A 26697-nucleotide genomic window follows, 5' to 3' on the forward strand; every position below is an offset into this window, starting at 1 on the left:
ATATCCTTTTATTTATTTTCACGGTGACCGTAACTTAATACGCGAGTAATTTGCCATTTGTCGTCTACTTTACGCCAAACCATGACAAAGTCAGCTTTACCTTCGCATTGGTTGGTTTTATTTTGACAAAAGATATGTATCCCTTCGGTAATAGCACCGAAATCTTTAATCGAGTGGACGTTAAAAGATCCTCCAACCAACTTTCGGGTGTACTGACCACAGGCATTATTTTTAGTATTGGCAATCATGCTGTCACGGTCCCACGTCACTCCACCATTATCATGATAAAACTCAACGTCAGTTGCAAAAAAGCTTGCGTGCTTATCAAGTTCTTCAGGTTTTTGACAATGATTAAATGAGTCGAACACCGCAGTATCAAGGGCTTTCATTGTCTCAGTCAACACCTTGCCATCAGCCAATGATGACATTGAGACCAAGGCCAATAAAACCATGTAGAAATTTTTCATTAAGTGCAATTCCTAATGTGTCAGTGACAAGTCTAGTGAACATCTCGAATTTAGTGGTTCAGTCACAAAGCGTGTTAGCTAATAGGCAATCAAATACGATCAATACAGAAATTTCATGAGTATCAAAGCATGTCTACAGAATATACGTAAAGTCATAGTTCTTAAAACTTAACATTCAAAGGGGTAGGAATTTGAACCCTACCTCCGCTTCTAAGACGCAAGTATATGCGGGTTGTACGTATATTGAATTAGTTAATTGTTACACCCAACTGTTATGACTGTCATACAGCATTTACAGTTAATAGATGAGGGTATAGGAAGTATCAAAAGCTTAAAATGAGCTTCCGATGCATTAGTTTTACTGGATTGCATTTAACTCTTTTAGTTTATTCAAAAATGGAGGGAATTTAGAATTAACAACAGCGCCAGAATGACTTGTTCCAAAAGTCGATACCGAATAGGTATCAATTTTGATTAATTTCATTTTTACGTCAATCCCTTGCGCTACTTTGACAAATTCATTTATTGGCATAACAAGTCGACGAGTAGACCAACTACCATATTTTGTTAAAACACTTGCCTCTGAGATATTTTCAATTATTTCCCCATCCACATTAAAAGCTACCCCCTCAACATTCGTGATTCCGTTTGTTCCAACCTCTAGGAAAACGACATCTGGAAATTTTTGATTCCACTCAAACCCCATAGTATGCCAGCCCTCAGTTAAGCTTGAAGAGGAACTTACTGGAGCCTGTGAAACTATGAGGGCACCATCAAATGAGTCTTTATGGGTGTTCATAGATGGAGTCAAAGCATCGTTTAAGCCAGTACAACCGGCTAGTGTGATAAATATGGCTACTATTATTAGTTTTAACTTAATCTTGAACATTATATTTTCCTTAAGTTTTAGATATTCAGACTCGCGAAGCTAGATTCCCTAGATAAGGGATAAGAGTTGTTAAGCACTTGCAAAATAACTACAAGCTCTTGGTTCTTTGGAACATATACCAAAACCATTTGCTTGGTAAACATCAAAAACAGCTCGGATAAATACTATCGGAAGTAGTATTTCTTTTTGAATTTCATAGCCGTTTAACCATTGACCTACTTGGCAATTTTCAACTTTTTCTAATAGTAAATCCATCTTTTTAGTTTCTTCAAAACGGGCACATAAATATAAAATAAAACAAGGATCTGTGATATTTATCTCAACAGGATATGAAGAACCTAGTTCATTAAATTTCTTAATTAAACCTTTAGAGTCGAGTATAGCGAAGGCTTTAGAGTATTTTTTGTAAACGTCATCCCTGAAATTTAACATTGATGAATCGTTGTTAACTAAAGCGAAATAAATAACATGAGATAACGCAGGTACGTCTGGATGTAGAGAGCTAATGGGGTCTTCTAAAGCATCAAGTCTTTGTTGAACTTTAATAGCATCAAGTTCATTACTTATTTGGATAAAAGAGGCTGCCACTGGAAAATTGACACCTGCAATTTTCATAATTCTTATAAATGATTCCATATACACTCCATTGCGATTGATTCTCCGTTTAACTCCCTCGACACGGATAATAATCCCTGTAACTTAGTGGAGGCTAACCGACAGTTTGTCCGTTTAAAATTCTTGCTGCATTTTGATAATACGGCGATTAATCTTAATTATCAAAGCCAAATTTGTATCTAAAACTTGTTTATTAGTTTTAGCACCAAAACATCTTCCATGTATGCCTCAACGATTACACTTAGTTGCATTTAGGAATGCGGTATATAGAGCCAAATGAATACATCAACTAAGTGCTGAGTGAATTAGCACATGCTGAATACAGTAAAATTCTCGTGTAATTGCGCCGTAATTAAAAAGTAAAAAACTGATTCTATAATGCAAAGGTTCAATACTTCTGATTCGCCTAAACGAAAAAAGGCTCATCATTTCTGATGAGCCTTTTGTCTTGAATCTTGCGGAGGGATAGCTTGCTTGTAATAAAGAGGAACCCAGGGTTTAAATCTCTATCTTTCGCCCAATAAAAAGGCCCGCTATAAATAGCAGGCCTTTTTATTTAAATGTGGCGGAGGGATAGCGATCTTTTGTAAATAGGAACCCGTGGGTTTAAATCTCTATCTTTCGCCCAAACAAAAAGGCCTTATCTTTCGATAAGGCCTTTTCATTGAATGTGGCGGAGGGATAGGGATTTGAACCCTAGAACGGGATAAACCGTTGCCGGTTTTCAAGACCGGTGCATTCGACCACTCTGCCATCCCTCCGAACAGGGTGGATAATAAGGGTATTGGCGAAAATGTAAAGCCTTGAGGTGTTTAATGGCACAACAAATGTGCAAAATGACACAAATAAGCTCACGGTTGCGCAATATTTATCCTGTATTACCCTGGTGGCACTTTTATTATTAGTTAGCCTCTCGACGGGGTGAGTTACCAAAGTCGAGAGGCTAATGACTTTTTCGTGATTAGTTAACCAAACCACGGCGCTTTAATAAGGCGTCGGTAGTGGGTTTTTTACCGGTAAAGTCGATGTAGTCTTGCATCAGATCTTGGCTGTTACCTTTTGACAACACTGTATCACGGTACTTTTGGCCGTTTTCTAGGGTTAATCCACCATTTGACATCATGTAAGAGAATGAGTCAGCAGCAAACACTTCAGTCCATAGGTACGCATAGTAACCTGCTGAATAGCCGCCAGCGAAGCTGTGGCTAAAGTAGGTTGTTTTGTAGCGAGGTGGTACAGGCGTGTAATCTAAACCGTGTTTAGCCAGTGCTTGTTGTTCAAAGGCCGTAACGTCGGTGATTTCAGTTCCAGCAGCAATAGAGTGCCATTCCATATCAAGTAGCGCAGCGGCTAGGTATTCAACCGTATTAAAGCCTTGGTTAAAGGTGTGTGACTTTAATACTTTTGCGAGTAACTCTGCTGGGATTGGTTCGCCCGTTTGGTAGTGCTTAGCGTAATTGGCAAGCACTTGTGGGTCGACGCTCCAGTCTTCATTAGCTTGTGATGGAAACTCAACAAAGTCACGCGCGGTTGCGGTGCCCGCTAGGCTAGGGTAGTTAACTTGTGAGAACAATCCGTGGATAGCATGGCCAAATTCGTGGAACATGGTGTTAACTTCGTCGAATGTCATCAGTGTTGGCTGACCTTCGGCTGGCTTAGGAATATTCAGCGCGTTATAGACCACAGGCTTAGTGTTTTGCAAGAATGACTGGGTGACAAGTTCGTCCATCCAGGCGCCGCCACGTTTACCTTGGCGAGCGTATGGGTCTAGATAGAATAAGCCAATTGAGCTACCGTCTTTGTTAAAGACTTCATAAGCTGACACGTCTTTGTGCCATACCGGTAAGTCATTGCGTGGTTTAATCGTGATGCCGTACAGTTTGTTCATGGCAAAGAACAAGCCATCGTTTAGTACGGTATTCATTTCAAAATACGGCTTAACTTGGTTGTCGTCTAAGTCATATTTGGCTTTACGTACTTTTTCTGCGTAGTACGCCCAGTCCCATGGCTGAAGTTTGAAATCTTTGCCATCTTTAACGATTTCGGCTTGGATGTCAGCGGCTTCGACTTTGGCCTTAATCAGTGCTTTTGGTGCTAGGTCGTCAAGTATTCCATAAACCGCTTCTGGGTTTTTGGCCATTTGGTCGCCTAAGGAGTATGCCGCCCAAGTTGGGTAACCTAATAGTGTGGCTTTTTGTGCCCGCAGTTGAGCTATTTTGATGTTTAACGGCGCGTTAGTGTCCATGGCGCGATAAGCTGAGGTTTCCCACAGTTGTTTGCGAACATCACGGTTTTTAAGGCTAGACAGTAGCGGCTGAGTGGTGGTGTTCACTAGCGTGATCATGTAGCCCGTTTTGCCAGCATCTTTTGCTGCAGCAGCTAATGATGCGATGTCGCTGTCTGACAAACCATCAAGTTGAGCTTTGTCTTCGATGACGATAACGTCAGCGGTAAATGATTTTAAAACGTTTTGTGAAAAACTGGTTTCAAGTTTGGCTAACTCACCGTTTAGCTCACGCATTTTCGTTTTGTCTGCGACAGATAATTCAGCACCTGCGCGCACAAAACGGTCGTAATACACTTCAACCAAGCGTAAATCTTCGCCTGTTAATGCGGCTTTGTTTTTATATATAACTTGGACGCGAGCAAACAGTTTTTCATCAAGGTAAATGTTGTCTTGGTGTGCGGTTAACTTAGGCACAATCTGTTCTTCAACGCTGATGAAGTTGTCGTCTGAAATAAGTCCTGAAAGATTGAAAAAAACACGTTGAGTTCGGTCTAGTGTGGCTCCGGTTTTTTCTAACGCGACAATGGTGTTGTCAAACGTGGCTGGTTCGCTGTTATTGGTGATAGTTGCGATTTCAGTTTTGTGCTCTAGCATTCCTTGCTTAAATGCAGGCAAGTAATCGCTGGCTGTAAACTTGTCGAACTGCGGCGCCATGTATTGTAAAGGGCTGGGTGTTAACAGTGCGTTGTTGGCAGTTGCAGGAGCTTTAGTCATTGTTTTTGTTGCCTCTGCGGTGGTTTTGTCTGCCATGGCAGTATCTACTGATGGCTCTGAACAGGCGCTGAGCATCAGTGCAGCACTCACTGCAGTGGTAATAAGTGTTTTGCGCATTGAAATATCCTTGGGTCTTTGCCCTTTTAGGTGTTTTTATGCCTATTCGAAATGTAGCTGTGGCGAACAATAGTGACAATAAAAACGTAATGAAATAACCACAATACAATAACAAGACTGCGTCTTGCAGCATAGGTTAAAGGGATAAACTATGATTAATTATTGTAACGAAACTTACCAATAGTGATGTTTGTTAGGTTTTGGGGCATTCTTGGCGCAATTGTAGTGGCAATTTGTGGATATTCGCGTAGCTTAATAGTGATAAATAAGCACGATGAGGCTGATAGATGAAAGTTGGTAAGCACGATACAAAACTGCTCAAGCTCGCGATGGAGATTGGCATGGGATACGCGCAAAAGCGTGGTTTTGATGATTTTGGTAAAGGCATTTCGCCAAAAGATAAAGTCGAATGTATTTATCGATTATTGGTTCAAGACAACTTAATCCAACCCTTAGCCGAAGATAAAGATGATGGTCCAAATCGCAAACATAAATTGATATTGTGGATTAGTAAGCAGCTGCCTAAAGAGCATGAATTGTTAAACTAACCCGTGTCCCTATGCGGAGGGTGTGTTAACACTTTGGCGCGCAAAGACTAAGCCTAAATGAAATATTGATTTCGCTTAGGCTTTTTTATGTCAATTTTTAGTCGCTATTTGTTGAACTGGATGCAGGGTTAGCGAGACTCAATTTCGACAATTTTTAAACTTATCAACTGCTTTTGCCATTGCTGTTGATTAATATCTTCTATCCATATGGTATCACTTTGGCGATGCTGACCTTTACGCAGGTAAGTTTCTGGCATCCTAGGAATAGCTTCCCACGCTTGTAGGTTTTCTTGTTTGATCAGTTCACCTTGGTCGTTATAAAAGCTGGCTTCAACTTCAACCAGGGTGACATGCTCGTTACTGGTGCTGTCAAAATCAAACACTAAGCCGACGTTATCATCCTTCCATTTGGTGTCTACAAGGGTGATTTTAATGCCATCTTTGGCCGTGCTGCCTAACAGTTCTGGTTGTGCTAACGCCGCTGCCGTTAAGCGTGTGGTTGATACCTGAGTATTAATTGCTGCCGCAGTGGGCATGGTAACCGTTGGTGCTGCAACAGGTGTCGTCACTGCTGCTATTGACGCTGCAGATGCAATGGTAGGCTGTGTTACTACGTTTGCTTGCTCTGTGATGCCTGCTTTAGCGGCTTGCACTGGTTGACTGACGGTTTCGGTAATGATGTATTCCCAGGTAAAGTCATCTTTTAGGCGAACATTAGCGCCATTGTCTAAAGTGATGACTGCAACATCGGCGGCCATTGCTGCGGGGGCAAGCACCAACAATAGGGTCGATGCGATAACATTAAGCTTGGTTTTCATCTGTTCATCCTGATTGAAAATCTTTAATTAATTCTACTTGCTTTCATTGGGTAAATGGAACGTTTTTTAAAGACCGACTGTTACTATCATATCGACTTATACTGACATTGATAATAGGCCTTGTTGTGGTACCTATCGGTGTTCATGCTTGAACAAGCTAGAAAAAAAGCTGATTATATTAGCGATCGCTGAAGGTGACGTAGCTCGTAAAATACAACATTGGCACCGAAAATAGGTTTTGCTTTACGGTGTAAAGAGTAAACTCATTTATAACATGTAAACTTTATACATGAATTATATTTGAGGAGTAGAGTTATGTTTTGTGTGCAATGTGAACAAACCATTAGAACACCAGAAGGTAATGGCTGTAGTTACTCGCAAGGAATGTGCGGCAAGTTGGCGTCGACGTCTGATATTCAAGACTTATTAATTTATATGCTGCAAGGCGTGTCTGCTTACGCAATTAAAGCCCGCGAGTTCGGCATTGTAGACAACGACATTGATGTCTTTGTTCCTAAGGCCTTTTTTGCCACACTCACTAACGTAAACTTTGACGATGAACGGTTAATTGATTATGCCTATCAGGCTCAAACCTATCGTGACCAATTAAAAGCCGCTTATATCGCTGCTTGTAAAGACAAAGGCATAGAGCCTGAAATGGTCAGCGCCCAAGGTGAGATATTACTTGGTGCTTCAAAGCCTGAAATTTTAGCTCAAGCGCCAATAGCACTGCCTAATCGTGGTGACGTGCATGAAGATATTCTTGGCTTACGCTTATTATGCCTATACGGTTTAAAAGGCGCGGCTGCTTATATGGAGCATGCTCGCGTATTAGACCAAACTGATGTTGATGTGGCTGCTGAATTCCATAAAATCATGGCATTTTTAGGTGAAGACTCGGTTGATGCGGACAAGTTATTTGCTACCTCAATGGAAATTGGCCAATTAAACTATCGCATTATGGCGATGTTAGATTTAGGCGAAACCACCTCATTTGGCCACCCTGAGCCAACGCAAGTGAATACAAAATCTGTTAAAGGCAAGGCGATTTTAGTGTCTGGCCACGACATGAAAGATTTAGAGCTTATTTTGCAACAAACCGAAGGCAAGGGCATCAATGTCTTTACTCACGGCGAAATGTTACCAGCTCTGGCTTACCCAGCCTTTAAAAAGTACCCGCATTTAGTCGGTAACTACGGCGGCGCTTGGCAGAATCAGCAAAAAGAATTTGCCACTTTCCCTGGTGCGGTGGTGATGACCTCAAACTGTATTATCGACCCTACTGTGGGTGAATACTCTGACCGTATTTATACTCGTAGTATTGTCGGTTGGCCTGGTGTGACCCATGTTGAAGGTGATGACTTTAGCGAAGTGATTAATAAAGCACTCGCGCTTGAAGGCTTTATCTATGATGAAATCCCCCACATGATCACTATCGGTTTTGCTCGCAATGCATTAATGGCTGCAGCACCAACAGTGGTTGAAAACGTTAAGAATGGTTCTATTAAGCACTTCTTCTTAATTGGTGGTTGTGATGGCGACAAATTAGAGCGCAATTACTTTACAGACTTAGCTAAGTCTGTGCCTGATGATTCAATTATTTTGACATTAGGTTGCGGTAAGTACAAATTCAATAAACTGGAATTTGGCGACATTAACGGTGTGCCACGCTTGCTAGATATTGGCCAGTGTAATGATGCATATTCTGCTATTCAGTTGGCGTTAGCGTTAAAGGACATTTTTGAATGTGACCTTAACGACTTACCGTTAAGCATCGTGTTGTCGTGGTTTGAGCAAAAAGCGATTGTAGTGTTGTTAACCTTGTTGTCTCTTGGGGTGAAAAACATTCGTACTGGCCCAAGTGCACCAGGATTCTTAACCGAAAACCTAGCAAACATTTTAGAGCAACAGTTTGGTTTACGCACCACTACCGATGTTGAAACAGACTTAAAAGCCATGATCAACGTGGCGTAATCTTGTTATAACAATAGTGCATCTAAGCCCGGCTTATTTGCACTATTGCGATTAATGGCACTATGGGATTATCCATATTGCCACCTCTCTTTTTTACTGCGTTAAAGGCATCAAAATGAGTAGTACTCCCTCCGTTGGTTTTTCATTTTCACAAGCGCTTTCTGCCCAAACGGCTAAAAAGGTTACCCCAGTTAGTGAGGCTCCACCTGTGGTTGAACCTGCTGCACTGGCAACTCCGAAAGCACTTTTGGCTGCCGATAACTGGCAACGAGGTGAAGTACAGCTTTGCTGTGTTGAAAAATGGAATGAAACCCACGATGTGGTCAGTTTTCGCTTTCAGGGACTTACACCGGTTAAATTTAATTTTAAACCGGGACAGTTTATTACCTTTAAATTAGCGATTAATGGCGACAAGGTTTACCGCAGTTACACTATTTCATCATCACCTTCACGACCATTTTCATTAGTGGTCACGATTAAAAAAATCGCTGGTGGCATGGTGTCTAATTACTTAACTGAGTCGCTGAACGTAGGCGATGAAGTGACTGTTACTGGCCCTGATGGGATATTTAACTTAGTCGACATTGAGGCCGATAAGTACTTATTTTTAAGTGCGGGTTGCGGCGTGACGCCAATGCATTCTATGTCGCGCTGGCTTTGCGATACCACTACCGACAGCGATATTGCCTTTGTACACAGTGCTAAAACTGTCGATGACATTATGTTTGCTAATTCAATGGCGTCGATGGCATCACGAAGCCAATATTTCAATCTCAATTATGTACTTGAGTCTGACGGCAATAAGCAAAATTTGACGGATAAGCATGCCTCTACTGGTTGTGAAAGTGGTCGCTTAAGTTTAGAAACCTTAGTCAAGTTAGTGCCAGATTATCAACAGCGCACGGTATTTGTGTGCGGACCTGAGCCCTACATGGCGGCGGTAAAATTAATGCTTGAAGCTGCCGAATTTGATATGAGCCAGTTCAACCAAGAAAGCTTTGGTGCAAGTAGTGCCATGGGCGTGAAAGCCGCGATGGAAAGTAATCCATCTACCGAGCAGTTTATGTTGAGCATTGGCGACAAACAGATCCCATTAACGGGCAATCAAACGCTATTAGATGGTATTGAGTCTGCAAAGTTACCGATTATTGCTGCTTGTCGTTCTGGCGTATGCGGGGCGTGTAAATGTCAGGTTGTTTCGGGCACCACTGAGTCGTCTAGTAAGATGGCATTAACGGCTGAAGAAATTGCTGCAGGGTTTGTGTTGGCGTGTTCAACCAAAATGACCTCGAATGTGCGCTTACAAATGTGATTAATCTCAACTCGGGATATCTGAGGTTGATTAGTTATCACAGTGCTAATAGGCCAACGTTGAATCAGTAGGCTTACCCAGCGTGGGTTGTTTGACACCACGCAGCGATACGATTGCTATAGATTAAAACAGTGTTGTCATTGAGGGGATTAAGTATTGCTGGGCAAAAGCATTGGCATCTACCGGTTTTCCCAGATGATAACCCTGCCATATATTGGCTCCTTGCTTGGCAACAAAATTGGCTTGAAATTGATTTTCGACCCCTTCTGCCACTAATGACAACTGTAAGTTATTTGCCATGGCGATAATGGTGTTCACCAACTGTCGGCTCTGTTCTGAGGTTTCAAGATTGCGAATAAAACTGCGGTCAATTTTAACTGAGTTAAAAGGGTAATACTGCAGATAACTGAGTGATGAATAGCCAGTACCAAAATCATCTAACGACAAACGGATCCCATGCTGATTTAACTTGCTCAAGACTTCCTGGGCATATGCTGCATCGTGGATTAACGCATTTTCTGTTAGCTCAATCTCAAGCAAATGGCCGGGTATTTGGTATAACTTAAGTAAATTAACAATTTTATCGACTAAGTAACTGTCTTTTAGTTGTATGGGTGACATATTGATCGCGAGATAAAAATCTTGATTGTATAGTTCGCGCCAATAAGCTAATTGCTTTAGCGCATTCCTTAATACAAAATAACCGATTTCAATGATTTGCCCTGAATTTTCTGCAATTTCAATAAAGTCGACCGGTGAAACTTGGCCTAAAGTTGGGTTATGCCATCTTATAAGCACTTCAGCGCCGACAACACTTTGGCTTTGAGTGCTTACAAATGGCTGGTAATGCAATGACAACTCATTGTGCTGCAGTGCCCCCCTTAATAATGATTCCATTTTTATACGACTAGACAGTTCAGATTCCATTTTTGGGTTAAAGAACTTATAGCTATTGTTATTGCCCATATCACAATGTGATAGCGCGGCACTAGATTTTCTTGATAGGTCCATAAATCCACTACCATCGTTGGGGTAAAATGAGACTCCCATTGCTGTGGTAATGGAGAGTGATAATTCATCGATATCAATCTCTTGGCTAAAGTGCTGACATAAGCGGCTGCAAAAAACAGCCATCTTGGTGGCATACTGCTGTTTTTTGGTCGGGATAATGATGCAGAATGTGGTTTCACTGAAAATGGCAAGATAGGTACTATTATTAGTAAAGAGTTGCAGTTTTTGGACAACGGTATTACGCACTTTGTCACTTATGTCATAACCAAATCCGTCTTGAATTCTCTTTAGGTTATTGATGCTGAAATGAATTATCGAAATACTAGTCAACTCATTTTTTGCAATAAGTTTGTTAAACACTTTTTCGAGCTGGTTAAATTTAGGCAAACCAGTGACTGAGTCGAAACGTTGCTGGATATCTAATAGTTTTTCCGCCGCGATGCGTGAATCGATTTCTTGCATTAAATCGCTGTTAAGCTTCTCTAGTTCAACGGTGCGCTGTGCAATACATTTTTCTAAATGTAAATTGGCTTGTGCAAGTTTTTCCTTTTTCTCTAACATTTCTAGATTACTTTCAATACTGCGACGAAAACACTCCATCAACATCATAAGATCGGCTGAGTAACTATTTGCTTTTATGTCTAGCATGCAAATGGTGCCAAAGGGCTCCCCATCGGGCCAATTGAGGGGTAAGCCATAATAAGACATCATACCTACTGCAAGCGCAGGGTTTGTGCACCATTTGGGATCTTCTAGGGCATTTTCGACATGTAATTCAGTTTGTTGAACAATCACTGATTCGCAATATAAACCATTACCCAGCGAGTCCTTCATCCCAGCCGCAAATGGACTGTTAGTATTATTGTTGGCAACAAAGACTTCTAATTCATGAGAGTGAAGTTTCATGATTAATGATGCTGGCACTTTAGCGACCTTGGCGATGAGGTCTACTGTGGTTTGCCAAGACGTTAGCATTTCTGCTGGTATCGCAATAGTGTTGTTTTTCAACATCGTATTATCCCTACTTTTATTGTCTTGTTACTCAATAAACAGACCGTTTGTATATTAAAAAAACGTTAACAGCTTGCCATTTTGTAAGGTGCGCATATTCGAGTTAATCACTAACAGCTATATTGTTAGCGCTATATAAACCTATATATTATTTTAATCACATATCAACATGCTATTACATAATGTGAGGTCATGAATGAAGGGGAAATACTGATCAGGTAATTTCTAAAGAGTCCATTCTGTTGCTACATAACAGGTCTAGCAATGTTAAGTGCAGTAGTTGCTCTTCTTCCATGAATATCATATCGCTCTTTTACACTTACGCTTACACAGCACTCTTACAACCTAAGTGTTAGTCATAAATATCGTTTGTACGCTTCAATCTATACGGTTTTTATTTAACTTTAACGCTCAATCAGCGACAGGATAAATCGATAAAAACAGCTTTGATAACCGACTATTACCCCGAGCTGAGGTTATTTATCAACCTACTCAAATAAGTTGTGTTATGCAAACATTAATTAAACTTATATTAGGTGATCAGAATTTACTCTGTGGCAGAGCGAATACGGATATACAACTGAGTCGTCAGCGAGCCGTTAAATCTGTCCTTAATCGAGTATAGGCGGGTTAAGGGGATATTGTGACATTGATGTTGTTTAATTTATTTAGTTAACATTTCATGGAACAATAATTTTCATGTTCTTTGTTATAACGGCTTATATCATCACTATCTTAGGCCATTTTATAAAGTGGATTTGTTTGTGGGAGGCTAGCTTGGGACAAAAATAAGCCAGCAGCACCGAGTGAGTTGTGATGGCAAAGCAGGTTATCCTCTTGCGGCTTGAGATCTTTTTTAGTGACTAGATTTAGTGCTTAGATTTAGTACTTAGATTTAGTACTTAGATTTAGAGCTTAGCGTTAGTACTTAGATAAGTGCTCGTTAGTTGCCGTTCAATAACATGACATAACGATTAAAAGTAAATTCATCTCGTTGGAATTGAGAATGAAATGTCATGCCTAACTTTGTGGCCACGTTGATCGAGCCGCTATTGGCATCGACAACATCGGCATAGACGATGTCTAAATCCATGTGTTGTTTGGCATATTCAATACAGGCTTGATTGGCTTCAGTGGCTAAGCCAATACCCCAGTAGTCAGGGTGTAAGCGATAACCAATATCGATGGCATTAATGCGGGTTTCATTTTTAAAACCACAAAAACCAATCACAGTATTGGTCTGTTTCAGTACCACGGCCCAATGGCCAAAACCGTATTGCTGATATTCAGCTAACCAAATATTGGTAATGATGTTTTCGGCGTCGGTTAATGTTGTGCACATTCCCGCGTCACCGGTATAGAGGCTGACTTGTTCTGGGGTATTGAAGTGTAATACGGCTGGCGCGTCATCAAGGGTAAATTGTCGAATAATTAACCTTGGTGTTTCAGTAATGACTGTCATTGGTTTCCCTTACTATTATTTTTATGGCCGCAATGACTTAATCACTATGCCACTACAAACTTTATCCCTTAATTGGCTTGGGGTTAACGAAAATCCATTACAAAGTAGCTTAAGCTTATGCTAGGTTAACATACTCAATTCCCGACAATTAAGAATAATAATATGACCTGCTTACGTATTGCATATCCCTTATTAGCGTTAGTGTTTTCAGCTTCGTTGTTGTCTGTTACTGCTAGCGCGAGCGATCTTGATCTCTCTGTAACTAAAGCATTACCTAAACTGGAGCAGCTTTATTTACACCTTCATCAGCACCCTGAACTGTCATATCAAGAGAAAGCCACTAGCCAACGCATGGCGCAAGAACTGAAACAATTAGGCTTTGAGGTGACTGCTAATTTTGGCGGTTATGGTGTGGTCGGCATCGTTAGAAATGGTAGCGGCCCTGTAGTGATGATCCGTGCTGATATTGATGGATTGCCTATTATTGAACAAACGGGCAAACAATACGCCTCGACCGTGACAACCCTTAATGCGGACAACAGTACCGTGGGCATTATGCATGGTTGCGGCCACGATATTCACATGACCAGTTTAATTGGCACTGCACAACAATTAATGCTTCACAAAGCTGATTGGCAAGGCACGTTAATAATGGTGGCTCAACCTGCAGAAGAGGTTGGCGGCGGCGCCAAAGCCATGCTCAAACAGGGTTTGTTTAGCCAATTCCCGACACCAGACAGCATTATTGGTTTGCATGTGAGTGCGTCAATCCCTGCGGGTAAAGTAGGTACCGTAAGTGGTTATGCCTTGGCGAATGTTGATTCGGTTGATATTACCATTAAGGGTAAAGGTGGCCATGGGGCTTATCCGCACGCCACCATCGATCCGGTAGTACTTGCTGCGCGCACCGTACTTGCACTGCAAACTATTGTGAGCCGCGAAGTGTCGCCGTTAGAGCCTAATGTGGTGACTGTGGGCTCGATTCATGGAGGCTCAAAGCACAATATTATTTCCGATGAAGTGAAGCTTCAGCTGACCTTGCGTTCGTATAATCCGGCGGTGCGTGAGCAGCAAATAGCGGCGATTAAACGTATTACTACAGGTATTGCATTGAGCGCAGGCTTAGCAGATGAGTTAATGCCTGTGGTGTATGTGCATGATGATGAAACCATTCCGTCAACCTATAATGATCCAGCGTTAGCCGCTAAGGTTAAAGCCAGTATCGAAGCCGAATTAGGCAGCGATAATGTACTGGTGGCGCCACCGGTAATGGCTGGCGAAGATTTTGGTTTATATGGACTGACACCAGAGAAACGCCCTATTACTTTATTTTGGCTTGGCGCGGTAGAACCTAGCCAGTATCAAGCAAGTGTTGAGTCGGGCGATACCTTGCCGTCTTTGCATTCTAGCCAGTTTGCGCCAGATTATCCGTTAACCATCCGCACAGGCGTTCGGGCGATGACGCGCACCGCGATGGATTTATTTAATCAGCCCGCCCAATAAGTGGAAAATGTAAAGGGCAGGGATTTCATTCAAGGATAAGCGTAATAGCCGCCTTCGGTACTATAGAATATACTGGCGGCTATTCTCATTTTTGGAACATGGCAGTATATGATTATCTTTAGCACCAACCTTGGCGATTTTACCGTAGAGCTTGAAATGGAACGTGCACCGGTTTCTTCAAAAAACTTTCTAAAATACTGCCAAGACGGTTTCTATGAAGGCACTATTTTTCATCGCGTTATTAAAGGTTTTATGGTGCAGGGTGGTGGCTTAACCGCCAAAATGACAGAAAAACCAACTCGCGACCCTATTGCCAATGAAGCCAATAAAGGCTTGAAAAACGTGTTGGGCACGTTAGCCATGGCGCGAACGGATTCGCCGCATTCTGCTACTGGGCAGTTTTTTATTAATGTCGCTGACAATGATTTTCTAGACCACGTTGCGACAACTAATGCAGGGTGGGGTTATGCGGTGTTTGCTAAAGTGACCGCGGGTATGGAAGTTATCCAACAAATGGAGCGGGTTAACACCACGACTATTGCGGGCCATGATGATGTGCCGCGTGAGCAGATTGTGGTTGAGAAAGTAACGATAATTGACGAGAAACCCGTTGCTTAAGCGCGGTGGTTTAAGGGGTTTGGTTTAAGTGCTTTTTTGAGTGCTTGTTTAAATGTGTTGTTCAGCATTTGTCTTTTAAGCCTTGTGGCTTAGGCGCGCTGATTTAAGCGCGCGTTTTAGTTAGCTTAACAACAGCCATAAAAAAAGGTTCGACATCACTGTCGAACCTTTTTTGATCTGCTATTAATTTGATCTGCTATTTAGCAATAGCACAGAGATATAGCACAGAGGTTCAGATTAAAGCGTGTAGCGAAGACCGATGGCGATACCGTCATCTTCAGACACTTCCATTCTGGCTTGTTGTACTTTGTCAGCACTGGTAAAGTCACTGAAGTCACTACGAGTTTCAATGTATATCACCGTTTGAGGGTCAAATAAATAGTGCAAACCTACTACCACAAATTGGCGCTTAAAGACGTCGTTAGGGTCTGCATTGTAGTTAGGTTGGATCACATAGTTAGATCCCGCATCCAGTACGTTGTATGACACAAAAGCACGAATGTCATTATCGAACTTGTATGAGAACAATGACTCAAGACCCACAGCGTCGTTAATTAACCGGCCGATGTTGTCGGTGTCGTGATTTTCGTTTTTATTCACGTTGGCAGCGGCATAAAAACCGTTTTGGTCAAAGTTGCCCCACGTGATCCCCATACCGTAAATAAGATCAACCGCAGTGGATGAGCCACCATCAGCAAAGTTCACATCAAACTCACCCCGGTTAACCCCGGCGGTTAACACTAACTTGTCGGTTGCTTGGTAAGTGACAGCACCGCCATAAGTATAATTGAACTCAACTTGTTGTGCTGCCGTTGAGCCAGAGTCCCACAATTCTTCACAGGCACTTTCGGTAATATTTTCGACATCACAGGTATAAAAAGCAGAGTTTTTTAACTGGGCTTGCACTGCAAAACTGACGTCGCCAAAGCTGTTGCGATACTGAACTGTTTTGTCGCCACGACCGACACCGTTTACGGCGCCGTCATCTTTGTTATAAGTGTAAACACCAGCAGTGTTACCGTCCCACACAAAACCATAGTTTGTGCTATAAACCACGTCATACCAAGCACCCCATTGCTTGCCAATTGTGATGCTACCGTAGGTGTCATGTGCGAGACCGACATAACCTAAACGGTTATAAAAAAACTCTTCTTGGATTGATTCAAAGCGATTGTTGTAAACAATGTCTGTGCTACCTACCGGATTTACACCCCATTCAAGCAAGGCGTAGGCTCTCCAGTCATTTTGTAGCTGACGATTAAAACCAAAATTAATGCGTGAAGCACCGTTAACAACTTCTGTTTCACCTTGAGTATTGATCACGCGCGCATCGATAAAGCCGCCAATTTTAACCGCATTGACATCATCTTTATAAATTTCGATTGCCGACGCTGAGGGTGCGATAAGAATGGTTGAAATTAATGCTGCAATTAATGTTCTGTTCATTTTAATCTCTTGTCTTGTTGTTTGAGTAAGCACAGCTTAGTCCGTTAAGATATCTTTCCATTAAGACGACGGAGAATATCAAACCTATGAGTGACTCACAAAGTGAAATATGCTCAAAAAAGGCGATATATCTCTTAAAATACATTGTTCAATGACTTAGCAAAATTGAGTGTTAACACTGGGTTGTAGGATGGTTAATAATTGTAAGTAAATGTTATATTGCGGTTGCTTATGCATTTAATATGAATTTTTATTTGCTTTATAACTAGTGTGTTTTTTAAGCGTTTATTTGATGTAGATCGCGACTTTATTTCACCAATGGCATACGCTTAATTTAGCACTGTTATCGATTTTATCGGGGGCGACATTATGGACATGACTTTGCAGTTTCACGGCGCAACTCAAGAGGTCACTGGATCTTGCCATTTACTCACAGTCAAAGGGCAGCAAGTGCTGCTTGATTGTGGGTTAATTCAAGGGAGTAAAGCTGACTGGTTACGTAATCACGATCCTTTTCCATTCCAAGCGCAAGATATCCATGCTGTGGTATTAAGCCATGCACATATTGATCATTCCGGTCGTCTACCTTATCTAATTAATCAGGGGTTTACTGGGCCCATTTATACTCAAAAAGCCACCGCGCAGTTATGTGATGTGATGTTGCGTGACGCGGCTATGCTGCAAGAAAGAGACACCGACAGACAAAATAAAAAACGTGCAAAACATGATTTAGAACCGCTGGAGCCGCTATTTACCGAGGAGGATGTTGAGCAAGTTATGGCGCAGTTTGTGATGGTAGATTACGGTCAACGCGTCCAGGTTGCCGATGGGGTAGAGGTTTGTTTGTCCGATGCGGGACATATTCTGGGTTCTGCGGTGGTTGAGTTGTGGTTAGGCAATAAACCTCAACAGAAAAAACTGGTTTTTAGTGGTGATTTAGGTCGTGCAGGTATGCCGGTTTTGGATGACCCAACGTTTATTGAACAAGCTGATTTAGTGCTAATGGAAAGTACTTACGGCGATAGGTTGCATCGCAGTTGGCAAGATACCTTGGTTGAACTGAAATCAATTTTCAAACGAACTATTCATGAAAGTAGGGGCAATATTTTGATCCCAGCATTTTCGGTGGGACGTGCTCAAGAGCTTCTTTATCTATTTCATTTATATGCCAAAGAGTGGGACTTATCACGTTGGCGTATTTGTTTAGACAGTCCAATGGCGATAAAAGCAACCGAGGTATATGTTAACAATTATCCATTGATGGACGATGACTTTAAGCGTTTTACCCGCTTATCTTCTGGGCAACATCCCTTGTTATCCAGTGCTGAATTTGTCTGTAGCACTGAAGAGTCGATAGAGCTGAACGATATTCATAAAGGATTAATCATTATTGCGGGCAGTGGTATGTGTAATGGCGGCCGCATTCGTAATCATTTTGTGCATAACCTATGGCGTAAAGAAGCCGATATTATTATTTGTGGTTTTCAGGCAATGGGAACGCCAGGCCGAATACTCGTCGACGGTGCTGAAGAACTGACGATTCATGGCCAGAGTATTAAGGTTGCTGCAAGTATCCATACGGTAGGTGGGTTATCAGCCCATGCCGACCAAGCCGAGTTATTGTCTTGGTATCGCCATTTTGAGCAATCTCCCGCAGTGATATTGGTACATGGTGAACTAGACGCACAGCAAGTATTGATTGAAGCGCTTAATCAAGACAGTGCCAATAAACCGAAAAATAGCGCCATTGCTGAGCGAGGAGATTGCTTAGACTTAAACGCTTTACCTGAGTTCGTGTGGCTGAATAAGGCAAGTGGGTCAGAAACTTAATTCAAATAAATGTGTTATGAGGTGAACGATTGCTTAGCCTGCGGGCTAAGCATCAATTTCGTGTTGCAGCTTTTCGATGTCATCTAAAATGCGCATAAATTTTTGCCCAAATTCGGTCACTTGGTATTCCACTCTGGGTGGAATTTCAGGGTAATTAATTTTATTCAAAATGCCAAATTCGATGTTTTTCTTCAAACATTGATTAAGCACTTTAGTGCTGAGTCCTTCTACTGACTTTACCATTTCACCGGGACGGTTAATGTTATTGGCTAATAACTGATACACAGTTAAAGACCATTTACAGCCGTAAATGGTTTCGACCATACGGGCACTTTTTTCTGGGGCAGATTTTCGAGGGAATATTTTTTCTTTTGTATTCATCAATATGTACCTAAAAGTACCTATGTCACCGATTTGTACTTACTATTCAATCGGATAGTTTACCCATAAGCTTAACACACTTACTCTTACATTAGGTGTGAACACATGACGAATTTACCCCAAGAAACAGCGCTAATTATTGGCGGCACAAGTGGTATTGGCTTTGAAACAGCAAAGCAATTAGTGGCTCAAGGTATCGATACTATTATTGTTGGTAACAAAGTCGATAAGCTCAATACCGCAGTGGCGCAACTCTCATCATTAGGCAGTGTAAGCGGGCTTCAAGCTAATTTATATGACTCACAAGACCTTGCCCGTTTGATTAATATGATCAACTCAACAGACAAGAAGATTGCTTATTTGGTTAACGCAGCAGGGTCTTTTAATCCTAAGCCATTTTTAGACCATCAAGTAAGTGATTACGATACTTACATGGATCTTAACAAAGCGATTTTTGTTATTTCGCAAGCGGTTAGCAACAACATGATTAAATATGGCGGTGGAAGCATTGTGAATATTGGCTCTATGTGGGCTAAACAAGCCATTAAAGCCACCCCATCAAGTGCCTATTCTATGGCTAAAGCGGGTTTGCATTCCTTAACGCAACACATGGCAATGGAACTGGCAGAGCACCATATTCGAGTTAATGCGGTATCACCTGCCGTGGTGAGTACACCTATTTATGAAGCCTTTATTGAACCTGAAGATATGGCTAGTGTGCTTGAAAGCTTCAATGCATTTCATCCTATCGGCCGAGTGGGTAGTCCGGCCGATGTCGCTAATAGCATAGTGTTTTTGCTATCAGAGCAAGCATCTTGGGTCACGGGCGCCGTATGGGATATTGATGGCGGCGTGATGGCAGGACGTAATTAATCTACACCTCTTCACCGCAACACCGCGAGCCATGGTATTGACGGTTTAACCATTGCTCAAATAATACAACAGGGTGTTCAACATCGGCTGCTTAGGGGGCGATCCGCTAAGGCGCTGTTTGAGGTATTTTTGTTTGAGGGGTTCTGTTTGGGGCGATCTTCGTCGCCCCGTCTTATCAGTCGACCTATTTTGAGCGCCATTAGATTAAATCACACTTAATAAGCGTTAATATTTCATTCTATAAATAGGCGTGACACGTTAAGCTATGCACAAAATAAGAGATGTGAGTGGCGTGATGAAGTTAGTCAACATAAATAAGAGCCAATATCGTTCGGCCAACAATTTAGTGCAGATAGGATTACTGGCGACATTAGCCATTTTGTCGCTGATATTTGGTCAGTTGCTGATCTACTTTTTCGGTGTGAAACCATTACCAGGTGCAGAGTCGACCGGTAATTTTCATTTGAATTTAACCGGGGTTATTTTGGCATTGATGGTGTGCAGTTTATTGGTGCGAAACCTACGTCAAAAACCGAAGTTTTATGAAGTGTATTATGTGTGGCAATTGAAACAGCTACAGAATAAAATTTTTCGTAAACTAAAATCGATTCAACAAGCCGCTAAAGATAATAATCGCGATGCATTGCTGATACTGTGTTTTTATTATCAAAGCTTAGCGTTAGTTTATAATTTAGATAACAACACCTTAACCATGTCAAACGTGAACAATGAGTTAGATAAACTCCAAAAGTCTATTGACGCTGCTGGTTTTTCTATTGATGTGGATGAGTTTACTCCCGAAATGCTAAAAGACTTTTAGATCTATCATCTGCTGATAACCTTTTTTGCTGGCTCGACAGCTTGATTTTTTCAGTAGATGCCATCAATTCTTACCTTAAATAAGGAGCCATGATGTCAATATTGGCAGATATTCCTTTCTCATTACTTGAACTCGCGCCGATGCGTGAAGATTCCACTGTGTCAGAGACCTTACAAGACAGTTTACGTTATGCCCAGTACGCCGAACGCCGTGATGTGAAACGTTTTTGGTTAGCCGAACACCACAATATGCCGGGCATTATTTGCTCTGCCACCTCAATTTTAATCGGTTACATTGCCGGTGGTACTGAGCGCATTCGTGTTGGTGCTGGTGGGATTATGTTACCTAACCATCCACCGCTCGTGGTGGCAGAGCAGTTTGGCACCTTGGCCAGTCTGTATCCTGGACGAATTGATTTAGGCTTAGGCCGTGCACCAGGCAGCGATCCGGTCACAAGTTTAGCGTTCAATCGTGATAACCAACGGGCAGAACATTTTCCTGATGAGGTGCGCGAGTTGCAATCGTTACTCGGCCCACATGAACTGCGTCATCACAGTAACGGCAAAGCGGTGCGAGCGATCCCTGGTGAAGACACCAATGTGCCTATTTGGTTATTAGGCTCTAGCTTATTCAGTGCGCAATTAGCGGCAGAGCGAGGCTTGCCTTATGTGTTTGCTGGCCACTTTGCGCCGCGTTTTCTGTCTGAAGCCCTTGCGCTTTATCGACGTAAATTTACTCCTTCAGCTGTGCTGGATAAACCTTATGTGATGGTCGGCCTGCCTTTAGTTGCCGCGCCAACCGATGCCGAGGCAGAGCATCTTAGCACTACCTCTAAACAGCGTATTTTAGCGTTAATTCGTGGCCAAGAAATGTGGCTTAAACCGCCAATAGACAGCATGAATGGCCTGTGGAGCGAGCAAGAAAAAAACTATGTTGATAGCTTTTTAAGTTTGTCTATCTGCGGCGGCCCAGTAACGATTAAGCATCAATTAGAGATGTTTGTAGAGCAATTTGGGGTAGATGAGTTGATGTTTACCAATGACTTGTATGACAGCGAGCACCGTTTACGCGCCTTAGATATTTTAATGAGCGTGAAGCAATAGCATACCCATTTGCTGCACAATTGCTTAGTTGATGGTGGCTAAAAGCATAAAAAAACCAAGACACATGTCTTGGTTTTTTTGTCTGTCAGATCTAAACTGGTCAGCTCAAAAAGGCTAAATAGCTTGACCATTTACAGTCAGTTTTACATCAATGTTGCCACGTACTGCGTTTGAGTATGGGCAAACTTGGTGAGCTGTTTTAACTAACTGTTCAGCTTCTGCTTGGTCCAGATCAAGTTCAACGGCTAGCGCAACTGTTAATGCAAAACCACCACTGTCATTGGCGCCTATACCCACAGTAGACGTGGTTGGAGCCGATTTGATCGCCACTTTAGTTTGACTCGCAACGTGCAGAATCGCGTTAGAAAAACACGCGGCATAACCTGCAGCAAATAACTGTTCTGGATTAGTAAACTCACCGCTGCCACCCATTTCTTTTGGGTAACTTAACTGTAAATCAACTTTTTTGTCGTCAGTAGAAACTTGGCCATTACGACCTGCTAGTGCTGTAGCTGAAGTTGTGTATAACGCTTTCATAATAGACCTCATAAAGTATGTTAAAAATATTGGTGGTAAAAATTCTGTTGATTGCTTTGGCTCATATCGACATCTTGTTGATGTTACTAAGTGATGATCATATCAAGTGATTAACGATATTAAGTTGCGCACAATCTAATTGTGTTTACTATAACTCGAGAGTTTATCCTTTGCAACTACATTGTGCGCAATTTAATTTTTTATTGTATCTACTTACCGTTATTTTATTGCCCCAATTCGTATCTGCTCCTCGATATCAATATGATTAGCTTGTCATTATTTTGTCACCTTTATGTCATCATTTGCTTTCACAATAGCGTCTCATTAGATCCCTTAGGCAGATGCTAAGCATCGCCGTATAAACAGCTAACGATAAAAATAAGGATAGGCTATGAAACGGTTTGTGACTCGTCGTGATTTTCTGGCAATGTCAGCTAAAGGCGTCGGTGCGGTAGTCGTGTCGTATGGATTAATGGGCTGCAGTAGTGATGATGACGATGCTATTTCAGGGCAGTTTTTACAAGGTGTTGCCAGTGGCGATCCCGCAACCGATGCAGTCATTTTATGGACCCGGGTCACGCCCGATGTTGAAGGTGATATTACGGTGTCATGGCAAGTCGCCACCGACAGTAACTTTACTCAGCTAGTCACTAACGGCCAAATGGTGACGACTAAAGATCGTGACTATACCGTTAAAGTGGACGCGGTCGGTCTGGAGGCGGGTCAGCAGTATTTCTATCGTTTTACAGCCGGTGACACAATATCGGACATGGGCAAAACGCGCACGTTACCCGAGGGCAGTGTCGCATCGGTAACGTTAGCGGTAATGTCATGTGCTAACTTCCCCGCGGGTTACTTTAATGTATACGAAATGGCGGCGCAGCAAGATGATATAGATGCTGTGGTGCATTTGGGTGATTATTTATATGAGTATGCCCGCGGTGAATATGCCAGTGAGCATGCCATTGAGCTGGATCGTGAAGTGTTGCCAGCCGGCGAGCTATTTCTATTAGACGACTATCGGACTCGTTACAGTCAGTATCGTAGTGACGCCAGTTTACAAAAACTGCATGCCAAAGTGGCGTTCATTACCGTGTGGGACGACCATGAAGTGGCCAACGATACCTGGAAAGACGGTGCCGAAAATCATAACGATAGTGAAGGCGATTTTGATCAGCGCAAAGAGGCGGCACTGCAAGCTTACTTTGAATGGCTGCCAATTCGCCCATGGAGCGAAGGTAATCATGAGGAAATCTACCGAAGCTTTAATTTTGGTAATTTGGTTGATTTGCATATGCTCGATACTCGGGTACTGGCTCGCGATAAGCAGTTAGAATATAGCCAATACATTGATGCGATGACGGGGGCATTTAACAACGTAACCTTTCTAGCCGATGTGACCGATACCAACCGCACTATGCTAGGCCAGACACAATTATTGTGGTTACAGCAAACCTTATTACAGTCTACTGCTAAGTGGCAAGTGTTGGGTCAACAGGTGCTAATGGGTAAAATGTTAATGCCAGCGGCCATTGCCACTCAACAAATGAGTATTCCGCAGTTTGCAGAACTTGCCGGATTAGCGCAATTAGCCGGTCGCGCCCAAGCGGGCGACCCGACATTAACCACACAAGAGTTGGCTTACCTACAAGCTAATCAAGACAAATTAACCCCTGAGGTTATTGCACTGCTACAACTACCAGCCATTCCATACAACTTAGATGCTTGGGACGGTTATGCTTACGAGCGTGAAGTTATTTTAGCGACGGCAAAATCGTTAAATCATAACTTGGTGGTTATTGCCGGTGATACTCATAATGCATGGGCGAGTAATTTAACCGACAGTGGCGGGGATATAGTGGGGATAGAATTTGCCACCAGTTCAGTATCGTCTCCTGGGCTGGAATACTATTTAGGATTGTCTGATGCTGAAATGCCAGCAACAGAAGCGGCGATCGTTGATTTGATCGCCGATCTTAACTACGCCAACTTAAAAGACCGCGGTTACTTGCTACTGACATTTACTCAAGATGAAGTGCGCAGTGATTGGCAATATGTAGACACGATTTTAAATAAGACGTTTGCTCAGTTAGATGGGCGTGGTTACAGTGCCACTAGCGCGGCGGGTAGCCCTAAAGTGATGCCCGTTTCGTCATAGGTAGTGTCATTTAATCTACATTGGATGTAAAAAAGCCACCTTCAGGTGGCTTTTTTATTGCTAAAGCTGTTGGAAACAAGATCCGAATCGAGGTTAATTAATGGTCAGAGCGACAATTTTTAACGGATGATTATCATCAAATGACGGAAAATCTTCATAACAGTCGAGCCATTGATTATAAATAACTTTACGCCCTTGTTTTTCAACGCAGCGCACTAAACTGTCATACCATGCTTGGCGATCCACTTTGGCGACATTATTACAGCATACTAAAGTGCCGCCGACTTTTGTCGCCAGAACAGCAGGTTTAAATAGGCCTTGGTAATCATTGACGAGATCGACAATACCGAAGGCACTTTTGGCAAAACGTGGCGGGTCTAAAAAGACTAAATCAAATTGTGTTGCGCGCAGCTTGGGGTATTTTGGCAGTTTTTGATTGCGACGTCCGCCTATCGGTAAACCCGCCAATTGGCGCAGCGCCGGAAAGGCATCACTTTGGACAAATTCACACACATCAGTGACATTGTTTAACTCGGCATTTGTTTGCCCCGCGGCCAATGCAAATGATGAAAAGTCGACATTCATCACTCTACGAGCGCCGCCCATAGCGGCGGCAATTCCAATCCCACAAGTGTATGAAAACAGGTTTAACACCGTCTTGCCTTGGCTATTATTACGAACATATTCGCGGCCAATGCGCATGTCTAAAAATAATAATGGATCTTGACCTTCATGGCGCAGTTTTGACGTGAACAGAATGCCATTTTCTTGGATAACTTGGGTCGATTGCGCGTAGTCTTGGGCTTCATTTTCGGGATGATTTACCACCCGAGAATGACTGCCAGAGCGGTCGTTGTAAACGATATGGTAGTCAGCATGGGCGGTAAGTAGTCTTGATATGTCTTCAAGTTGCTGCGCTGATAATGTTTGATGAAAGGTTTGGATTAGCCATGCATCACCGTAACGATCGATATTCAGGCCATTCTCACCTTCAACAGTGCCATGGAAAACGCGATAACAATCAGTATTATTGTGGGCCGCTTGCTCAAAAAAAGTGGCTCGTTTGGCTAACGCATCGGCTAAAACAGCTTGAATGGACATGGGAGCTCGTTAAATGGAGTGGCAATTGGCGCGGATTATAGCAAACATTCCGATTTAGTGAAGTTGCGGCAGAGACTATTCATCTGGCAGATGCACTTTAAAGGTTTTGTTGGCAATGATTTTACCGTTTAGCTCTAGCGTCATTCGCCAGTTACCGACTTTATTGGTGATGGGTGCCCAAATGCAATCACCCAAGTAAAAGCGCCAATCGTTTTGTTTAATAAACACTTCACCATCAAATGGCAGACGAATATTGCCATTGTTATCAGTAATATCCGGGTGGTAAATACAGTAGGTTAGCACTTGATTTTTGGCTTTACGGATGCGAGTGATAAAGCCAAATTCGGTATCGATAATAGCGGGCACATGAACCGTTGCCTGTAACAAGCGTGGCAAGTCATCACTGTTACTGTCCCATTGGCTGAATATTCCACTGTAAATAATGCTCACATCCGCTGTTAACTTACTCAAGCGCTATCCTTTTGTTGATTTAGCAACAATTGAGACCTAATTGTGTTCGACGTAAATACCCAATGAGGCGGATCAATGGCGATTAAATCGTCGTTATTAGTGTTGATCTGTTAAGTGTTTAATTGCCGCTTGCAACGCAAAGTCATAGCCTTGCGCACCTAAGCCACAAATCACCCCTAGGGCTTTATCTGAAAAGTACGAATGGTGCCTAAATGGCTCACGGGCATGTACGTTAGATAAATGCACTTCAATAAACGGGATCGAGACACCGAGTATGGCATCACGCAAGGCGACACTGGTGTGGGTAAAAGCGGCAGGATTGATAATAATAAACTGCGCATCAGTCCCATGGATGGCATCAATCAGCTGGTACTCAGCATTAGACTGAATATGTTCCAATTGAACCCCTGCTTGGACCGCACTTTTGCTTAACGCTTCAACAATAGTGGTGAGCGTTTGGTGACCGTAATGTCCGGGTTCACGACGGCCGAGTAGGTTTAAATTGGGGCCGTTGATCAATAAAATTTTTGTTGTTTGGCTCATGACGGTTCCTGTAAAAATCGCAACGTAAGTCGATTTAATCTGCAGCATAAATAGGTTTTTAACAAGCATTCTTACCGAAGATGGTTAT

23 protein-coding genes and 1 tRNA gene are annotated in these 26697 nt (G+C 42.4%); 10 read left to right on the forward strand and 14 right to left on the reverse strand.

Features of this window, described 5'->3' with window-relative positions:
* Nucleotides 1–8: 8 nt before the first annotated feature.
* From CXF80_RS16005 to CXF80_RS16025, 5 genes are all read right to left on the reverse strand, one after another.
* Nucleotides 9–467, reverse strand: coding sequence for a nuclear transport factor 2 family protein (locus CXF80_RS16005; RefSeq protein WP_101033928.1), 459 nt, complete (start codon nt 465–467; stop codon nt 9–11).
* Nucleotides 468–825: 358 nt separating this feature from the next.
* Nucleotides 826–1356 (reverse strand): hypothetical protein, encoded by a 531-nt coding sequence (locus tag CXF80_RS16010; RefSeq protein WP_101033929.1) that lies wholly within the window; start codon nt 1354–1356, stop codon nt 826–828.
* A 69-nt stretch (nt 1357–1425) separates the two neighbouring features.
* Complete coding sequence (locus CXF80_RS16015) at nt 1426–1992, reverse strand: hypothetical protein (RefSeq protein WP_101033930.1); 567 nt, start codon at nt 1990–1992, stop codon at nt 1426–1428.
* A 650-nt stretch (nt 1993–2642) separates the two neighbouring features.
* Nucleotides 2643–2732 (reverse strand) — tRNA-Ser (locus tag CXF80_RS16020).
* Nucleotides 2733–2932: 200 nt separating this feature from the next.
* Nucleotides 2933–5089, reverse strand: a complete 2157-nt coding sequence (locus CXF80_RS16025; RefSeq protein WP_101033931.1) for a M3 family metallopeptidase — start codon at nt 5087–5089, stop codon at nt 2933–2935.
* Nucleotides 5090–5376: 287 nt separating this feature from the next.
* Here CXF80_RS16025 and CXF80_RS16030 point away from each other — a divergent pair, with 287 nt between their 5' ends.
* Nucleotides 5377–5637, forward strand: a complete 261-nt coding sequence (locus tag CXF80_RS16030) for a DUF5062 family protein (protein ID WP_101033932.1) — start codon at nt 5377–5379, stop codon at nt 5635–5637.
* 128 nt (nt 5638–5765) lie between these two features.
* Here the strand turns inward: CXF80_RS16030 and CXF80_RS16035 are convergent, their stop codons facing one another.
* Nucleotides 5766–6455 (reverse strand): DUF3157 family protein, encoded by a 690-nt coding sequence (locus CXF80_RS16035; protein ID WP_101033933.1) that lies wholly within the window; start codon nt 6453–6455, stop codon nt 5766–5768.
* 315 nt (nt 6456–6770) lie between these two features.
* Here CXF80_RS16035 and hcp point away from each other — a divergent pair, with 315 nt between their 5' ends.
* Both hcp and CXF80_RS16045 read left to right on the forward strand, forming a co-directional pair.
* Nucleotides 6771–8429, forward strand: a complete 1659-nt coding sequence (gene hcp / locus CXF80_RS16040) for a hydroxylamine reductase (RefSeq protein ID WP_101033934.1) — start codon at nt 6771–6773, stop codon at nt 8427–8429.
* A 115-nt stretch (nt 8430–8544) separates the two neighbouring features.
* A complete protein-coding gene (locus CXF80_RS16045; protein ID WP_101033935.1) occupies nt 8545–9741 on the forward strand; it encodes a hybrid-cluster NAD(P)-dependent oxidoreductase in 1197 nt (398 codons plus the stop codon).
* Nucleotides 9742–9864: 123 nt separating this feature from the next.
* Here CXF80_RS16045 and CXF80_RS16050 read toward each other — a convergent pair whose 3' ends face one another.
* Both CXF80_RS16050 and CXF80_RS16055 read right to left on the reverse strand, forming a co-directional pair.
* Nucleotides 9865–11763, reverse strand: a complete 1899-nt coding sequence (locus tag CXF80_RS16050) for a sensor domain-containing phosphodiesterase (RefSeq protein ID WP_101033936.1) — start codon at nt 11761–11763, stop codon at nt 9865–9867.
* Between the two features lie 943 nt (nt 11764–12706).
* Nucleotides 12707–13225 carry a GNAT family N-acetyltransferase gene (locus CXF80_RS16055; protein ID WP_101033937.1) on the reverse strand — a complete coding sequence of 173 codons (519 nt, stop codon included), beginning with the start codon at nt 13223–13225 and terminating at the stop codon, nt 12707–12709.
* 162 nt (nt 13226–13387) lie between these two features.
* On the opposite strand from CXF80_RS16055, the gene CXF80_RS16060 reads away from it, so the two are divergent.
* Both CXF80_RS16060 and CXF80_RS16065 read left to right on the forward strand, forming a co-directional pair.
* Entirely contained in the window at nt 13388–14728 is a 1341-nt protein-coding gene (locus CXF80_RS16060; protein ID WP_101033938.1) for a M20 metallopeptidase family protein, read from the forward strand.
* A 108-nt stretch (nt 14729–14836) separates the two neighbouring features.
* Nucleotides 14837–15346: a peptidylprolyl isomerase gene (locus tag CXF80_RS16065; RefSeq protein ID WP_101033939.1), complete on the forward strand. Its 510-nt coding sequence runs from the start codon at nt 14837–14839 to the stop codon at nt 15344–15346.
* A gap of 237 nt (nt 15347–15583) precedes the next feature.
* Here CXF80_RS16065 and CXF80_RS16070 read toward each other — a convergent pair whose 3' ends face one another.
* Nucleotides 15584–16792 (reverse strand): porin, encoded by a 1209-nt coding sequence (locus CXF80_RS16070; RefSeq protein ID WP_101033940.1) that lies wholly within the window; start codon nt 16790–16792, stop codon nt 15584–15586.
* A gap of 369 nt (nt 16793–17161) precedes the next feature.
* On the opposite strand from CXF80_RS16070, the gene CXF80_RS16075 reads away from it, so the two are divergent.
* Nucleotides 17162–18622: an MBL fold metallo-hydrolase RNA specificity domain-containing protein gene (locus CXF80_RS16075; RefSeq protein WP_101033941.1), complete on the forward strand. Its 1461-nt coding sequence runs from the start codon at nt 17162–17164 to the stop codon at nt 18620–18622.
* 45 nt (nt 18623–18667) lie between these two features.
* Here CXF80_RS16075 and CXF80_RS16080 read toward each other — a convergent pair whose 3' ends face one another.
* Nucleotides 18668–19003 carry a winged helix-turn-helix transcriptional regulator gene (locus tag CXF80_RS16080; protein WP_101033942.1) on the reverse strand — a complete coding sequence of 112 codons (336 nt, stop codon included), beginning with the start codon at nt 19001–19003 and terminating at the stop codon, nt 18668–18670.
* 105 nt (nt 19004–19108) lie between these two features.
* On the opposite strand from CXF80_RS16080, the gene CXF80_RS16085 reads away from it, so the two are divergent.
* The 3 genes from CXF80_RS16085 (at nt 19109) to CXF80_RS16095 (ending at nt 21799) form a co-directional block, all read left to right on the forward strand.
* On the forward strand, nt 19109–19876 hold the full coding sequence (locus CXF80_RS16085; RefSeq protein WP_101033943.1) for an SDR family NAD(P)-dependent oxidoreductase: 768 nt from the start codon (nt 19109–19111) through the stop codon (nt 19874–19876).
* 295 nt (nt 19877–20171) lie between these two features.
* On the forward strand, nt 20172–20696 hold the full coding sequence (locus tag CXF80_RS16090) for a DUF3087 domain-containing protein (protein WP_101033944.1): 525 nt from the start codon (nt 20172–20174) through the stop codon (nt 20694–20696).
* A 92-nt stretch (nt 20697–20788) separates the two neighbouring features.
* On the forward strand, nt 20789–21799 hold the full coding sequence (locus CXF80_RS16095; protein ID WP_101033945.1) for an LLM class flavin-dependent oxidoreductase: 1011 nt from the start codon (nt 20789–20791) through the stop codon (nt 21797–21799).
* 114 nt (nt 21800–21913) lie between these two features.
* Here the strand turns inward: CXF80_RS16095 and CXF80_RS16100 are convergent, their stop codons facing one another.
* Nucleotides 21914–22336, reverse strand: a complete 423-nt coding sequence (locus tag CXF80_RS16100) for an organic hydroperoxide resistance protein (protein WP_101033946.1) — start codon at nt 22334–22336, stop codon at nt 21914–21916.
* 391 nt (nt 22337–22727) lie between these two features.
* Here CXF80_RS16100 and CXF80_RS16105 point away from each other — a divergent pair, with 391 nt between their 5' ends.
* A complete protein-coding gene (locus CXF80_RS16105; RefSeq protein ID WP_101033947.1) occupies nt 22728–24494 on the forward strand; it encodes an alkaline phosphatase D family protein in 1767 nt (588 codons plus the stop codon).
* A gap of 93 nt (nt 24495–24587) precedes the next feature.
* On the opposite strand, the gene CXF80_RS16110 is transcribed toward CXF80_RS16105, so the two are convergent.
* From CXF80_RS16110 to aroQ, 3 genes are all read right to left on the reverse strand, one after another.
* Entirely contained in the window at nt 24588–25595 is a 1008-nt protein-coding gene (locus CXF80_RS16110; protein WP_101033948.1) for a class I SAM-dependent rRNA methyltransferase, read from the reverse strand.
* A 75-nt stretch (nt 25596–25670) separates the two neighbouring features.
* Nucleotides 25671–26066, reverse strand: coding sequence for a DUF3859 domain-containing protein (locus CXF80_RS16115; protein WP_101033949.1), 396 nt, complete (start codon nt 26064–26066; stop codon nt 25671–25673).
* A gap of 96 nt (nt 26067–26162) precedes the next feature.
* The gene (aroQ, locus tag CXF80_RS16120; RefSeq protein ID WP_101033950.1) at nt 26163–26609 is read right to left on the reverse strand and encodes a type II 3-dehydroquinate dehydratase; all 447 of its coding nucleotides are present in this window, start codon (nt 26607–26609) and stop codon (nt 26163–26165) included.
* Nucleotides 26610–26697: the final 88 nt, after the last annotated feature.

Source organism: Shewanella sp. Actino-trap-3 (genome assembly GCF_002836275.1).
Taxonomy (GTDB): Bacteria; Pseudomonadota; Gammaproteobacteria; order Enterobacterales; family Shewanellaceae; genus Shewanella; species Shewanella psychromarinicola.